At 33.4% G+C, this 13,868-nt stretch carries 18 protein-coding genes; 2 read left to right on the forward strand and 16 right to left on the reverse strand.

Translation table 11 applies throughout. From position 1 onward, the window contains the following. Positions 1-425 precede the first annotated feature (425 nt). The 13 genes from BUB33_RS05955 to BUB33_RS06015 form a co-directional block, all read right to left on the reverse strand. On the reverse strand, positions 426-743 hold the full coding sequence (locus tag BUB33_RS05955; RefSeq protein ID WP_143154887.1) for a hypothetical protein: 318 nt from the start codon (positions 741-743) through the stop codon (positions 426-428). Positions 744-942: 199 nt separating this feature from the next. Further along, complete coding sequence (locus BUB33_RS05960; protein ID WP_072974772.1) at positions 943-1,197, reverse strand: DUF3781 domain-containing protein; 255 nt, start codon at positions 1,195-1,197, stop codon at positions 943-945. Between the two features lie 90 nt (positions 1,198-1,287). Then, positions 1,288-2,064 (reverse strand): Fic family protein, encoded by a 777-nt coding sequence (locus tag BUB33_RS05965; RefSeq protein ID WP_072974317.1) that lies wholly within the window; start codon positions 2,062-2,064, stop codon positions 1,288-1,290. A 211-nt stretch (positions 2,065-2,275) separates the two neighbouring features. After that, positions 2,276-2,788 (reverse strand): adenylate kinase, encoded by a 513-nt coding sequence (locus BUB33_RS05970; protein WP_072974319.1) that lies wholly within the window; start codon positions 2,786-2,788, stop codon positions 2,276-2,278. A 36-nt stretch (positions 2,789-2,824) separates the two neighbouring features. After that, on the reverse strand, positions 2,825-3,253 hold the full coding sequence (locus BUB33_RS05975; protein WP_072974321.1) for a YolD-like family protein: 429 nt from the start codon (positions 3,251-3,253) through the stop codon (positions 2,825-2,827). After that, positions 3,250-4,776 carry a Y-family DNA polymerase gene (locus BUB33_RS05980; RefSeq protein WP_218564853.1) on the reverse strand — a complete coding sequence of 509 codons (1,527 nt, stop codon included), beginning with the start codon at positions 4,774-4,776 and terminating at the stop codon, positions 3,250-3,252. Before BUB33_RS05980 ends, BUB33_RS05975 begins: the two co-directional genes overlap by 4 nt. A gap of 96 nt (positions 4,777-4,872) precedes the next feature. After that, positions 4,873-5,091 (reverse strand): hypothetical protein, encoded by a 219-nt coding sequence (locus BUB33_RS16025; RefSeq protein WP_115322186.1) that lies wholly within the window; start codon positions 5,089-5,091, stop codon positions 4,873-4,875. 144 nt (positions 5,092-5,235) lie between these two features. Then, a complete protein-coding gene (locus tag BUB33_RS05990) occupies positions 5,236-5,547 on the reverse strand; it encodes a YggL 50S ribosome-binding family protein (RefSeq protein ID WP_072974325.1) in 312 nt (103 codons plus the stop codon). Positions 5,548-5,626: 79 nt separating this feature from the next. Then, entirely contained in the window at positions 5,627-6,211 is a 585-nt protein-coding gene (locus tag BUB33_RS05995) for a GIY-YIG nuclease family protein (protein WP_072974327.1), read from the reverse strand. 81 nt (positions 6,212-6,292) lie between these two features. Beyond that, positions 6,293-6,877 (reverse strand): hypothetical protein, encoded by a 585-nt coding sequence (locus BUB33_RS06000; protein ID WP_072974329.1) that lies wholly within the window; start codon positions 6,875-6,877, stop codon positions 6,293-6,295. Position 6,878: 1 nt separating this feature from the next. Further along, the gene (locus tag BUB33_RS06005; protein ID WP_200778145.1) at positions 6,879-7,130 is read right to left on the reverse strand and encodes a hypothetical protein; all 252 of its coding nucleotides are present in this window, start codon (positions 7,128-7,130) and stop codon (positions 6,879-6,881) included. Positions 7,131-7,158: 28 nt separating this feature from the next. Continuing rightward, positions 7,159-7,506: a DUF7768 domain-containing protein gene (locus BUB33_RS06010; RefSeq protein ID WP_072974333.1), complete on the reverse strand. Its 348-nt coding sequence runs from the start codon at positions 7,504-7,506 to the stop codon at positions 7,159-7,161. 38 nt (positions 7,507-7,544) lie between these two features. Next, positions 7,545-8,453, reverse strand: a complete 909-nt coding sequence (locus BUB33_RS06015; protein WP_327191966.1) for a conjugal transfer protein TrbL family protein — start codon at positions 8,451-8,453, stop codon at positions 7,545-7,547. A gap of 285 nt (positions 8,454-8,738) precedes the next feature. Here BUB33_RS06015 and BUB33_RS06020 point away from each other — a divergent pair, with 285 nt between their 5' ends. Both BUB33_RS06020 and BUB33_RS06025 read left to right on the forward strand, forming a co-directional pair. Next, positions 8,739-9,572, forward strand: a complete 834-nt coding sequence (locus tag BUB33_RS06020; RefSeq protein WP_072974338.1) for an AraC family transcriptional regulator — start codon at positions 8,739-8,741, stop codon at positions 9,570-9,572. A 79-nt stretch (positions 9,573-9,651) separates the two neighbouring features. Beyond that, positions 9,652-10,989 (forward strand): MATE family efflux transporter, encoded by a 1,338-nt coding sequence (locus tag BUB33_RS06025; RefSeq protein WP_072974341.1) that lies wholly within the window; start codon positions 9,652-9,654, stop codon positions 10,987-10,989. A gap of 80 nt (positions 10,990-11,069) precedes the next feature. On the opposite strand, the gene BUB33_RS06030 is transcribed toward BUB33_RS06025, so the two are convergent. The 3 genes from BUB33_RS06030 to BUB33_RS06040 form a co-directional block, all read right to left on the reverse strand. Next, positions 11,070-11,411, reverse strand: coding sequence for a DUF3852 domain-containing protein (locus BUB33_RS06030; RefSeq protein ID WP_072974343.1), 342 nt, complete (start codon positions 11,409-11,411; stop codon positions 11,070-11,072). 25 nt (positions 11,412-11,436) lie between these two features. Next, a complete protein-coding gene (locus BUB33_RS06035) occupies positions 11,437-13,128 on the reverse strand; it encodes a DUF8193 domain-containing protein (RefSeq protein WP_072974345.1) in 1,692 nt (563 codons plus the stop codon). A gap of 64 nt (positions 13,129-13,192) precedes the next feature. Then, a complete protein-coding gene (locus BUB33_RS06040; RefSeq protein ID WP_072974347.1) occupies positions 13,193-13,807 on the reverse strand; it encodes a DUF6550 family protein in 615 nt (204 codons plus the stop codon). Positions 13,808-13,868: the final 61 nt, after the last annotated feature.

A 13,868-nucleotide genomic window follows, 5' to 3' on the forward strand; every position in this document is an offset into this window, starting at 1 on the left:
CAACCATGGTTCATACTCTGTTTTCCCATGTCCATGAGACCTCCCCAGGTAAGAACAACAACCTTCCTCCCATGTAACCGTCACATTTACTGTAAAGAGTTCGGGTAGTATTGGACTTTGTTTTGTTAAGCAAACTCATCCTCCCTAAATCAGCCTTATGTGATTTCTGTTCGTCGGTTCAGGATTTTGCCTTCGGCTTCCTTCAGATTCCACGTCGCCATGGACACCCTTGCCTTCAGCTAACGGTTCCTACTACCAAGCCCGTAGTGGACTTTCACCACCAAGTTGTTGCCCATGCTGGGCACACTTAAAAAAACCCTACACATTAGTGCAAGGTTTGGTAACATATAAAATAATATATAAAGTTTATTCTTAAGATTGCTCCATAATTTCACCAATAAATTGGAATTTTACTAATCATTACATCAACAGTTTTCCTGCTTTTTTCTAAAGTATTTTTGTATATTATCAGGAAGGGTATGCACATATCCATCATGTACTAAATCTGCATCCCCGACCTCATTAAATATATAATCTATAGTTTGTTCGTCTTGTGAATCCATAATATTAATTACTAGTTGTTCAGAAGTATATCGTTGAAGCCCCATATAACTGCTTTTATATGGGTATTCTAAACTGTCATCATCCACATCTATTATTGCGATATATCTACCATACTTTAAGCAATCATAAATAAAATTTAAAGGTACACAGTATAATATGTCACATCCATTTTTTGACACTGTCGTTTGCCCTATGCAATAGACATGATTTTCTTCATTCTGTCTCTTCTGAAACTCAGAGACACTTTTGGCAATTTGAGATTCTCTAATACATTTTGCATATATCATAATATCATCCCTCTCATAACTACTAATTTAGTAAATCAATTCATCTCTTAAACAAATTAGAATTTATCAATCTTTCATAAGAATCCCCCATCTATTTATTTATCTTATGAGCGGTAATAATGGTATAACTATATGCATTAACTGTTATTTCACAATCATCTATGTCTATGTACCAGTTCTTACCCCTTCTAACTATAATAGCATTGGAACTTAGTATTTTACCGCTACACCAATTCACTACATCATCCACATCTAAAGAAAGATTCTTTTTAATTCGTCCAACTCCCAACTCGGTTGTATGCAACTTATCTAAGTTTTGTATTAATTCACATTTATTATCATTCATTTTTGTCACCATGTATTCTCCTTCACAAATTCCTATTTATCTACGTCTTATATAACCTCTCCTAGTTCACATTAATTCAAGGATACTTTATTATTCCATCTTCATTTCACCATTATCTTGCTCTAGCTTAGGCAGTGGTATATGAAGAAGACGTAAAAAATCCTTTTGCGATTCTAGCTCTCTTTCTATAATAAAGTTAATAAATGGACCATCATCTTCATGTGCCTTTTCAAGTAATGAAATATATTCACTTCGTAAGATTGGGGGAATTAATGCTGGCAGATATCCATCTTGTATTAATGCTGTATTCATCAATAGTCTAGCGACCCTACCGTTGCCATCTTTAAAAGGATGGATGAATACAAACTTTTTATGCAGAATAGCTGCAAATTCTACTGGATGATACTTTTTTCTTTCTGTCTTTATCCATTTACATAACTCATCAATTTCACTTTGAATATCTTCTACTTTGCTAACTGGATGGTTGGAACCAGAAATAAATACTGGAATGTCACGATATCTTCCTGCAAACTCTTCCTCAATGTTTTGATAAAACAATTTATGCAGATAAATAATATCTTTTTCCACAATTTCTTTATTCCCAAGCAAAGTAAACATATAGTCATATGCTTTTGCATGATCTACAGTTTCAAACATATCCCTAAGAGGTCTTCCGCCAACTGTTAATCCATCTTCTATTAAAACCTTTGTTTCACTTTCAGTTAAAGAATTACCTTCCAATGCATTAGATGTCCATGTTAATCCAATCCGATAAAAATCTTTTATCTGCTTTAGCATTTCACCCTCAAATGGTCTTAATTCATTAATGGTATTTTGATATAAATCCAATTTTTCAAGGTTTTCCATCAGTTCACTCCCTTTTATAGATATCTTTATATACACATATTTAGCCTTCACAGCTTTTTAATTATACCTATTGTACCATATGCACTTTATCAAATAAACTTATACTTTATTACCTTTCTATTTCATTTAAAAAACCCTACACATTAGTACAAGGTTTGATGTTAGTATATAACTATGGACACAAAATAAGGTTTTCTGTATACTAAAAATTTTATACTTTGATATCGACCTCATAGTCTTTATCTATTAAAATATATTTACACTTATGTTTTTGACACATTTGCAGATTTCTGGTGTTTTCCTTAATCATCATCTCTACTGTACAAAATGAGTCATCAAGACGTTTTTCAATGACATTTGCATATTTTTTGATATCTGAAAAATGACTTTCGATATATTCCTTTGTCATAACTAGACAATAATATTGAATGTGCTTTAGATACTCATAATTAAAATCTTTTTCCCAATCAAAAGGAATATATACACCTTCAATTATAAGATTTTGATGATTCTCAACTGTTGTTTTTATAATTTCCCTAACAATAGGCCAGAGGTAATCTATAAGTTCATTATCATCTTCTGGGGTTAATTTAGTATTTCCACTTCGAATAAGTCCCATTTTTAGATGATCTATAGATAAATATGGATATTTATATTTTTCTAATAGTTTTTGTGCAAGTCTTGTCTTCCCAGTATGAGAAGAACCTCCAATTAAAATAATCATTCTATTTCAATCCTTTCTCATAATAGAGTAATCAAACTAAGGTAGCACCATAGTTTTAAATATTTCTCCTTCAATCCTAATAATTTCATCAATAGAGACTTCTATATCATCTGTCATAAAGATAATTTTTTCATATTCATCCATCTTTTTAAATGTGCCAGTAGCAGTAACATAATCACCACCATCTTTCTTTTCGTCTGGCTCAAAATAAGTTATTTTTATCTTAGGGTTCTCTTTAATTTTTTCTATTAGTATTTGTAGCTTGTGATTTAATTCTTCCTTCATATATTGATCTAGTTCAACCCTTTTTTCTGTGATTCTTGCTGTTTCTTTTACTGCTGCATCATGACCTGTCAATGCAGCAAAGGGAGAAAATTGGGCAGCACGATCTTCTATTGGCATAGGCGGTCTTCTCTTTGAGACATGTCTTGGTAGATTTATTATATCATCATATTTATCTATCATGCTTTGTGACTTCCTATTTGTTTATTTCTATTTAGAGTTGTAGCTCCTTCTTCTAGATTTACTCCTTTTAAAACTGCATTTTTACCGTATTTTTTCTTTATATCTAATATTGTTTCTTGTATTTTCCTTTCCTTTAAAAGTTCAGCTTCTTCTTCCTCTTTTTCCTTTTGTACTTCCTTATAGTCTGTAAATAGATTAAGTTGTTCAATATTATCTTCTTTTTCAATACTTTCTTTATCTACTACATTATTTGCTGAGATATTTACTCTCCTAATTAAAAGATTTTTGTCTACTATACGTTCAAATAATTCCATCACTGCATCTATTATTAGTTTTGTAGAGGAGGTATATTTGTTAAGATTTGTGGTGCCATGGGCTGATTTTGGTATGGCTCGACCATAATCATCCTTAGTAATTTCTCCTTTATATAATTTCTTTATCTTTGGATTTAATAGGCTTTCTCTATCATATCCTACTGTTAAAACAACCTGATTTGTTACAAGTCTTTTATCTACTAGATCAAGTACTAGTAAATCAGTCATTTCCCATACAATTAACTTTGCTTTTACATAAGTATAGGCAGATTGCAGTACTTGTCCAGAACCAATGCTTTTTGTACTTGGTTTATAATCTTTAATATCATCTATGGTACATGACTCCCATCCCCAAGCATGATCTATTAGTAACTCTGCATTAACACCAAATAACTTATACAGTAAATCTTCATTATGGTAATCAATAGGTTTACCTATAGAACACCTTGCAATATCTCCCATGGTATATAATCCTTGTTTTTCTAATCTTTTAGCATATCCTTTGCCAACTCTCCAAAAATCTGTAATCCGTCTATGGGACCACAATAATCTACGATAACTCATTTCGTCTAGTTCAGCTATCTGCACTCCATATTTATCTATTGGAATATGCTTTGCTAAAATATCCATGGCAATCTTGGCAAGATATAGATTTGTACCAATTCCTGCCGTTGCCGTTATCCCAGTAGTATTAAGAACATCCAAAAGTATTTTAGTAGTAAGTTCCCTAGCTGACAAATTATAGGTACTTAGATAATTGGTGATATCAATAAATACCTCATCTATGGAGTATACATGAATATCCTCTGGTGCAATATATTTCAAATATATATTATAAATTTCTGTGCTATACTCTATATAATATGCCATTCTAGGTGGAGCAATTATATAATCTACTGATATATTTGACGAGGATTTTAATTCATTATAATTACATGAAGCACCAGAAAAGGTTCGCCCTGGTACTTTGTTTAGTCTTAATGCATTTATTTCCCTAACCTTCTGTACGACTTCAAATAGTCTTGGTCTACCTTTAATTCCATAGGATTTAAGAGATGGAGAGACAGCAAGACATATGGTTCTTTCTGTACGACTATTATCTGCAACTACCAAATTTGTAGTCAATGGATCTAATCCTCGTTCTATACATTCAACAGAAACATAGAATGATTTTAAATCAATTGAGATATAGGTTCTATTATTCATCATCTACTGTCACCTCTCTGAAAACCACACTAATTTAAGTCGAAATCTATCAAGAGTTTACTCTATTAATTAAATGCTTTTATTAGATTGTTCTATTCCCTAATACTCTTTTATCCTTATTTTTATATATTCATTAATTTTATCAATATCTTTTGAATGATAATACTGATCTAGGAATATAATTCTAGTTTTTAATTTAATGCTTTCAAGTTTACTTTTATCTTCATTTAATTTAAAATCATTTATATCTTCCCATTTTGTTAATCTTACAAACATAGACTTTATTTGCAAAATATTTACCTGACTAACTAAATCCAATTTAGCCTTATTAAGATTTCTTTTTATCCATTTTATTCATCTCTTGACAAGTTTATTTGGGACAAGTAAACTTGTCAAGAGGTTGTTATATTTATATACTCCTTCTAATATAAATAATCATTCATAAATTCAAAATCTAAGTTCCTATATATTTTTACTTAGATTATCAATATAATTTTCAGCCTCCTTTAAATTATTACTTATTAAATCCATATATAATTCTATGGCTTTGTCTTTTTGATTTTTTAAAATAAGTATTCTTAGGTCCTCATCTAGACAATGTTCACCTTTTGTACCATCTTCATTAATATAGAAACCATCAATAATTTCCCTTATTCCACCCCCAAAATACCAATTATTAGCTTCAACAAAATCAATAAATTTATCCCAAAACTCATCTTCTGATAATTCCATTGGGACTTCTATACATCCATTAATTTCAAATTCTCTTCTCATAACCTATCCTCCTATCCCATTCATTCCAAATAAATCATCCTCAATAGATTCTAATATTTTTATCTATTTAAATTATCTTTTAATCACAAACTTCCATTCCTCTTGCTATATCTTTACATCTTTTTCTATCACTAATAAGTTCTTCAAGTTTCAAAGGATTTTTATCAATGTTTAATAATGGAGTATATTTCTCAATAAGCTTGCCTTCTATTAAATTAAAATTACCTTCATATGCTACAATACTAACTTCAATGTTTTCTTTTAACCAATTAGTAATTTCCTTTGTATCACTTTTGGAAAACTTAAAGTTATTTTGATTCACTTTCCCAATTAAGTGTCCTTTCATTGGTAAATAACCTAGAACACAGCCTATACTTCTAAAAAATGTGCCTGGTGACTTATGCTCTAATTCTTGTTCCAATCTTTGTTTTATTGTCTTTTCTGCTTTTCCAATATATATAATTCTATATTTTCTAGACTCTAATATTACCTGATATTTGGCTGGTAATTTTGATTTTTCTTTTAATCTGATACAATAAAATCCTTTCTTATCCAATAGCTCTTTATCCAATTGAGATATTTCCTTAAAATTATTATCAGTTATTAATTTCCTACTAATATATTCTTCGTCTTTATTATCTAAAAAGTTATTTTCTATTTTCAAATTATTTCTCCCCTTTAGAAATATACTTATTTATAATTATATCATTACCTTACTATATATTTACAAACAAAGGTATTATTTTTAAATATCCCCAAACACAATCCACCTTTCCCCATCATAATCTTCATACTTTTCTGTAGTTACATTTTGTTCATAATACACCCCAAGGAGTCTTTTAACATCTTGATTATCTGCTCTTCTAGTTGCAAAACCTTGGTCTTTTAAACTCTTTTCTATTCTTGAGAGATAAGGGAATACATTTGATTCCTTTTCATCCTTAAGTCTTATTATAATTAAAAATTCCCTAGCAGTTGCCATCTGTACCTGCATTCTATCAAGATTGATGCTATCTTGCTTTAATAAATTTCTTATAACAGGATTTTGCTCCATTTCCATCCTTCTTTTTAAATATTGCTTGTTATCCTCAAAGTTCTCCTTTGAGTTAAGACAAAGCATTTCAATTTCAGCTATTCCTTTTAATACCGTCATCAGTGAATATATCCTAGCACTTACACTTTCATCTGATAATACTGAGATATTGGTTGGATGAATTATAAAATATACTAGCTCACCATATGGTGTTTTTATGCTATAATCTGTGATTTCATCAATACCAATAAGTTCTCTTGTAGACTGTTTTTCTTTTTGTTTCTGCTTTCTACTCAACTTATAACCTCCATTCAAAAATCTGCTGTTTTAAAAGAAAGAAGGCACAGGCATATTGAATAAAATTTAGTATACTCGTGTCTTCAAATTGTATTGTTAAAAAAGCATAGACTGCCGTTATTACAATTGGCGGCATAAATCCTAGCTGTGCTAAGGAAAATACAGAAATAAGAAGTCCTACTCCAATGACTCCGATATCTTTTAGTTCCCATAGCCATAGTGTTGCTTTAGCCTTTAAATTATCAGGGTACATATACATTTTTTAGTCATCTCCTTCCTCTTTAGCCTTTCTTAAAAAATAAGCAATCCCTTGTTTCCATATTCAGATGCGTAATTCTTTTTATAGGGATTCTATTTTTTCTTGCAAACTCAATTTCTTCAAACATACCACTGGATATATGCCCACCAAATGCCCAAAGCTCATCGCATTTTGCTAATAGTTCTTTTCCCATTTTAATGCCTATTTTTCTCTCCTCTGGATTATTATCATTTAAAATCTGAGGATAGAGAAGATGGGGACAAAAAAAGGCATTACCTTCGTTTAACACATATCGGCAAGCCTCTTTCGCATACTCTATATTCTTTTCAATATCTCCTTTATAGGGAGATGCAACAAAAATTAGTTTCATAAAATCCGACCTTTCTATTCTTATTTTATTACTGCTTGTTATTTTGGTACTGCTTGTACAATAGTTTTTGTAGTGTTAACTGCTGCCTGTGCTGTATATACTGCACTCATTATATTAGCCTTTGTAGATGTATCAAGTCCAAATGCTCCAGCAATCCTTGGTACTTCTCCTGCTGACAGCATTAAACCTAGCCCTAATAATGCATGATCTTTTACTACCATTAGTCCTGCTGTTAGTATAGTAGCTTGTAAAAATGTAGTAAGGCAAAGACCAATTATCTGCTTACACCATTGAATAAATCCATCAATATATCCACGAGGGACAGAAAACATATAAAGGCTTCCAACTGCTATCTGTATAAGCAGAATTCCACCTCTTTTTAGGTTAGCAAAGAATACCTTAATCACTGCATATCCCATTAAGATAACAATAAACAGAGCCATAAATGGACTTGTTATCATAGAAAGGCCACCAAAGATTCCTGAACTACCTACACTAATAACATCCCCCGCATTATTTAATGTTGTAATAATATTTGAAGCTAGTTCATTAATTCCAGTACCATAGCCTGTAATACCTGCAGTTAAACTTGCTTGTAAACTGACTGAGAGTTTGTATAGCTCTATAGGTACAATTGTAAATAAACTAACTGCCATAAAACCTTTTATAGCATTTAAACCTGCATCTTTAATATTTCCTCTCCCATTTTGATATTCAATGCCTGTTTCAAAACAAGATACTACAAGGCCTATTCCATATAGTGACCAGGCAAGATATGAAAAGAACAGAACGATTGACTGTACCCAGCTCATCTCAAAAAGTTCTACTCCCATATTCCCCATATTAGCAAAGAAATCAGCAAGAAAACCTACAAGTTGACCATAGATCCAATCAATTATTTGATCCATAACATCGCCTAATATAAAATCCCATATAAATATTTTTATCGCCTCCTTTCCTTAAAATTTAAAAAGACAAAGCATCTTTACACAATGTGCCATATTTATATAATTTACATTTCAAGTATTGTCCAGAGTATCCTTGCAAAAGGATGGTGAGCGAATTTTCGCTTCCCAATTGATTAAACCTGCTGTTTGTTCATATTTAAAAGTTGAAGTAAAGTCTTTACTATGGTAAAATTACTAAATACTATTCAGGGGTAATTAAGCTCTATGAGTTCATTGATATACCCATTTACAAATAACTGTGTTTCAAAAATAAAGGGAGGAAAAATGATAACCAATGAATATATAAATCGTGCAATAGACTATATCTTAAATCATATCAATGAAAATATATCTGTTGATGAGATCGCCTCTCATTGCAATTTTTCAAGATATTACTTTTCCAGAATGTTTAAAATGGAAACTGGAGAAAGCATCTATGAATTTATCAAACGAGTGAAAATGGAGCAAAGTGCGTTTCGCTTAAAGGTTGAGAAAGCCAGAAGTATCACCGATATCAGCTGTGATTACGGTTACAGTTCATCGAACTACAGCTCTGCTTTTAAGCAGCATCACAATCTATCTCCAAGCGAATTTCGGCGTAGTATTACGCAAAAATCTTTAGCAAACCCAATTTTTAGTAATGCTGCTATAGGGTTAGAGTCATTTGAGGAGTGCGACAAAAAAATTTCCATAGAAGTTCTTGAGGATTGTCCTATTATATACGAACGGCATAAAGGAAATTATGGAGACTTATCGGTGCATTGGGGAGCTTTTCAAGAAAAATATAAGGAATATATCACCGAGTTAACGCTGCTTCTTGAGCGCACCTATGATGACCCGTCCATTACCGATATAAACGAATGCCTATATGACATCTGCATGACTGCCCCGGAAGGCTGTAAGCTTGAAAACACCTATGTGCTAAAAGGTGGAAAATTTGCTATTTATCACTTCAAAGGTTTGGTAAAGCAGATATACACTTCTTACCAAAGCATTTTCAATGTGTGGTTGCCACAGAGTAACTGTGAAATTGATAATCGCTATGGATTTGAGATTTACAGAAAGATAGACTGTGATTCCATGTATATGGAAATTGATCTTTGTATTCCAATCAAATAAAGCACAAAAACAGAAGTATTTTTCTTTTCATTCCTTTATCCTTTATAGTGTGAACAATGGATATAGGGAGGAAATGAAAATGAATTTAGAGAGCATTCAAAACAACAAAATCAAAACAATTTTACAATTTTCGATTCCATCGATTATTGCAATGGTGCTGACCTCACTGATTACGGTTGCCGATGGTTTTTTTATTGGAAACTATGTGGGAAAAGAAGGTCTTGCTGCGGTTAACTTAGGGATACCGATTGTCTATTTATACCTTGCAGTGGGACTCATGGTCTCGGTAGGCGGCGTGGCAATCGCTGGAATGTCCCTTGGCGGTGGAGATATCAAAAAGTGCAACAGTGTTTTTAATCAGACCATGTGTACGGCAATGGTTGCAACCGTCCTGCTCAGCGTCATCATGTGGCTCTGCCTTGACCCGATACTTCAACTCTTAAATGCCGATGCGCAAGTGGCGGGATTTTTCAAGGACTATTATGGCATTATGTTGCTGGAGCTTCCAATTATGGTGATAAACGCATCCTTTGGTATGTTTATCAGAGGAGAGGGTAAGCCACAGTATTTTATGCAAGTCAACATTTTAAATGTGTTGCTTAATATTCTACTAGATTATTTGTTTATCCGCTGGTTTAGCTGGGGTGTAAAGGGTATTGCTGTTGCCTCATTGCTTGCAGCTATTGTTACACTATTGTGCATTCTTTACTTTTTCATCAAGAAGTCAAGCGTATATAAATTTCGTAGATTTGATTTTTCGGGCGAGGTGCTGACCAGTACACTCCTCAATGGCAGTTCAGAATTTGTCGGTGAAATGTCGCTGAGTATTTCTATGTTTGCCTATAACTATGTGATACTAAAAAATATCGGCATAGACGGTGTGACTGCATTTACCATCGTGGGCTATATTGCCTATATCTTTAGCATGGTAATTATCGGTTTTGGACAGGGTGCAAGCCCACTCATCAGCTTTGCTTATGGTGCAAAGGAACATTTGCTTGCAACAAGCCTGCGTAAGATAACCAACTTCATGGTGCTGATTGCGGGAGTAGTGGTGCTTTCCTTCGTGTTAGTTTGTTCCGAGTGGTACAGCAGTCTGTTCGTTAAAAGCGAAGTCGTGGAGCAGATGGTGCATTCGGGGGGAATAATCTATGCCGTTTCGTTTCTGTTTTCAGGAATTAATACAATTTCCTCTTTTTACTTTACTTCGATTGGCAGAGCAAAAGAGTCAGCCATCATATCTTCTGCACGAGGTTTAGTCATTCTGCTGATTTGTATTTTCACCTTTCCACCGCTGTTTGGTATGACAGGAGTATGGCTTGTCGCACCGATTACAGAAGTGCTGACCTTACTTTTGAGCTTGTTTTTTATAGGAAAAGAAAGCAAAAACAGATTACACAGATTAGAACAAGATTGATATTTAATCCGTGCACACCAATCTTACTAACATCCAAGTTGAGCCGCTACATCTTTACATGGTGTAGCGGCTCTCGTTTGTTATATTCCAAGTATCGTCCAAATATATTTTGGTGCTGTTAAGGTAAATACCAAACACGCAAACAAAATTGCTGGCCCACTCCACTCAAATTGTCCATGTTTTCGATAATCAAAATAAGCCATGCCGAGTTTAGCAAAGAAAAACACTGCTAAAATAAGATCTATTGCAGGAAACACAACTTTATTTACTACAGTCTTTATTTGCCCAGATGCATCTTTCCAAGTACCCTCGATTGCTCCTGCTACATCTCCCGAACCTGCAGCAAAAGCTGTAGTGCTAAACATTAAAGTAAATATTAATACTATGCATATAGCTAATGTACTTTTCTTATATATCCTCATAAAATCCACCTTTCTTTTTCTGTATTTAAGGTTTTAGGGGTGCAATATGCCAATCCTGCCATAGGTTCCCCCTTATTGTAAGTGAGTCTGTAAGGTTTATAGAGAGCATTCCATCAGGAGTCCATGCATCTATGACCCAAGTATTTACTGTATATGCTCCATCTGGCATCCATATTGGAGTAAAATGTGTACGATTCTTATAAGTGGAGTAATTGTTTTTCTTAAGTTCAAACCTAGCATTTGAACCATTGGAAACACGCTCTAATAATCTCCAATAGGTTTCATATCGAAATTCTGGGAAATAAGAAACAGCATTTTGAGGATAGGTAATTGCAGAACTTTGATTACTACTCACATTGCATGTTACTAATTGATTAATGCCATATCCACTTTTAAAAGTACTTCCACTTCCAGTAGGATTCTTACTATCGTTTGTAATTCTCATATCAGCAGAAAGCCTTGCACTATATTGGTCAAGGTCAAACTCCCACCATCCATGATCACACCAATATCCTGAATCCTCACCCATACTATGCCATACCCAATATTCCTGCCACCACGGACTCCATATACTCCAATTGGCGGTTGTTTTCTGCTCCCTATTTGGAACAGGAGCATGTGAAAATTTATCATTTCTATCATCAGCTACAGGATTTGGAGGCGGATTCTTATCTAAATCAACAATCCTTACATTGATAATCGATTTTGTTGTACTTCCTGAACCATGTACACTTACATTAATAATCATATCCTGCTCTGTATCAGGAGTAGTCCATTTTACCCAAGCAAGTTGTGAATCACCTCTGGGATAATACACATTTCCAACATTATAGGTTCTACCTTCAATTTCAAAGCTCACATATGTTGGATTATCAGGATCAGACTGCCCTCCACTTACCATTACTGATGTAATTACTTCAGTATTTACTCTGTATTCATAATCATACGTGCTTACAACTGGTGGTTCTGGTTTCTCTGTAAAGCGAACAATTCCAAGACCTAAAGAAGACTTTATATCTGCATTGGATGCTGGAGTTGATGTACTGCCTCTCCATGCAGGATATCCTAAATCCCCTACCTCTAAAAACATAGCAAGGGGCAAGTTTTTATGAGATAAGGAGACCATTTTACTTCTTAATAATCCATTTACCTGCTCATCATACATGGCTGCTTCTGTTGCAGTTGTAGCAACCATAACCCCTTGAAATGTATAATATGCCATAGGTTCTAGGAGTAATTTATAATCTCCGCCAATTAATATGTCATAATCCATTCCTGTGATTTCAGAAATCCTTTTTATTGTATATTCAGAACAAAAATACTTTTTTATTGCATCTATATTATTTTTTCCATCCGTACTCACTATTCTTGGCATTGCTTGTGCTGAATTATAATAGGAATATGAACCTTGGATAGGTGATAAATTCCTCCCACTGTTATAATGAATCTTGGATACCTTACCAAAGTGAAACATAGTTGATGGAGGTTGTTTATTAGTAAAATCTATTGGCATAGTCACTACTGAATGATCACTGGCACGAACTACAGTTATACGCACTCCATCATAACCAGATGACCATTTATTGTCACTTGCACCACTTCCCATTCCTCCACCGCCTGAATCTATGTTTCCATCTCCGACTGCAAACACAGAAATAGGTATTGTTAAACTAAGTATCATTAAAATGGCTATAAAAAATGTTAATATTCTCTTCATGGAATCTCCTTTCTGCAAATAAAAAACACTGCATTTCTGCAGTGTATCTTATTACTATTTATATTTAATTCATATCACCTATTTGTTTATTGATATCACCATCTCCATCTACCTCTGTACCTTGATTCTCACCACTGTTTTCTATCCATCCAAATCCAGGTAGATACGTTTGCCCCTTGTTATTAACATCTCCACCCTTTGGTTCATCCTTTTGTTTTGGTAACTCTTCAGGTTTCTCTACCTTCTCGTGATCCACATTTACAGGTGGCTCTGTTACCTTTTCACCATTAGGTTTTTGTGTTGGATCTGTTAGCTGTTCTTTTGTAGGTTCTTTAGGCTTTTCAGCATTCTTTTGAATAGTTTGCTCTGTTCCCTTATCTACACCATTCTTATTTGTAGACTGTGTATCTGGAGTTTTAATTGGTGATACTATAATTTCATCTTCTTTTTCATTATTCGTTTTATCTTCATCATTCGTTACTTCCTCTTTCTCTGCCTTTTCTGTATCCTTTGGTTTTTCTATTGTTACATCATCAACTTCTATATTTTGATTTGGAAGTGTATCCTCTATTGGTTCTTTTCTAAACTGTGAGCTTATCATAAGTATAAGCATTACACAAATCACCAAACCCCCAGTAACTAGAAGCCATTTTTTAGTTTTTTCACTTATATTCTTCATAGATTTCTACCTCCTTTTTTCCGCTTCTTATAAGTCACACCCTACCACAAGAGTCTTCAAA

It is taken from the genome of Tissierella praeacuta DSM 18095 (assembly GCF_900128955.1).
GTDB lineage: Bacteria > Bacillota > Clostridia > Tissierellales > Tissierellaceae > Tissierella > Tissierella praeacuta.

Coding starts and splice junctions, on each gene's coding strand:
- BUB33_RS06020 (WP_072974338.1), top strand. CDS start 8,739: ATGATAACCAATGAATATATAAATCGTGCAATAGACTATATCTTAAAT.
- BUB33_RS06025 (WP_072974341.1), top strand. CDS start 9,652: ATGAATTTAGAGAGCATTCAAAACAACAAAATCAAAACAATTTTACAA.
- BUB33_RS05960 (WP_072974772.1), bottom strand. CDS start 1,197: ATGAATGATAATAAATGTGAATTAATACAAAACTTAGATAAGTTGCAT.
- BUB33_RS06005 (WP_200778145.1), bottom strand. CDS start 7,130: ATGTACCCTGATAATTTAAAGGCTAAAGCAACACTATGGCTATGGGAA.
- BUB33_RS05980 (WP_218564853.1), bottom strand. CDS start 4,776: ATGATGAATAATAGAACCTATATCTCAATTGATTTAAAATCATTCTAT.
- BUB33_RS06035 (WP_072974345.1), bottom strand. CDS start 13,128: ATGAAGAGAATATTAACATTTTTTATAGCCATTTTAATGATACTTAGT.
- BUB33_RS06040 (WP_072974347.1), bottom strand. CDS start 13,807: ATGAAGAATATAAGTGAAAAAACTAAAAAATGGCTTCTAGTTACTGGG.
- BUB33_RS06030 (WP_072974343.1), bottom strand. CDS start 11,411: ATGAGGATATATAAGAAAAGTACATTAGCTATATGCATAGTATTAATA.
- BUB33_RS05990 (WP_072974325.1), bottom strand. CDS start 5,547: ATGAGAAGAGAATTTGAAATTAATGGATGTATAGAAGTCCCAATGGAA.
- BUB33_RS05970 (WP_072974319.1), bottom strand. CDS start 2,788: ATGATTATTTTAATTGGAGGTTCTTCTCATACTGGGAAGACAAGACTT.
- BUB33_RS05975 (WP_072974321.1), bottom strand. CDS start 3,253: ATGATAGATAAATATGATGATATAATAAATCTACCAAGACATGTCTCA.
- BUB33_RS06010 (WP_072974333.1), bottom strand. CDS start 7,506: ATGAAACTAATTTTTGTTGCATCTCCCTATAAAGGAGATATTGAAAAG.
- BUB33_RS05965 (WP_072974317.1), bottom strand. CDS start 2,064: ATGGAAAACCTTGAAAAATTGGATTTATATCAAAATACCATTAATGAA.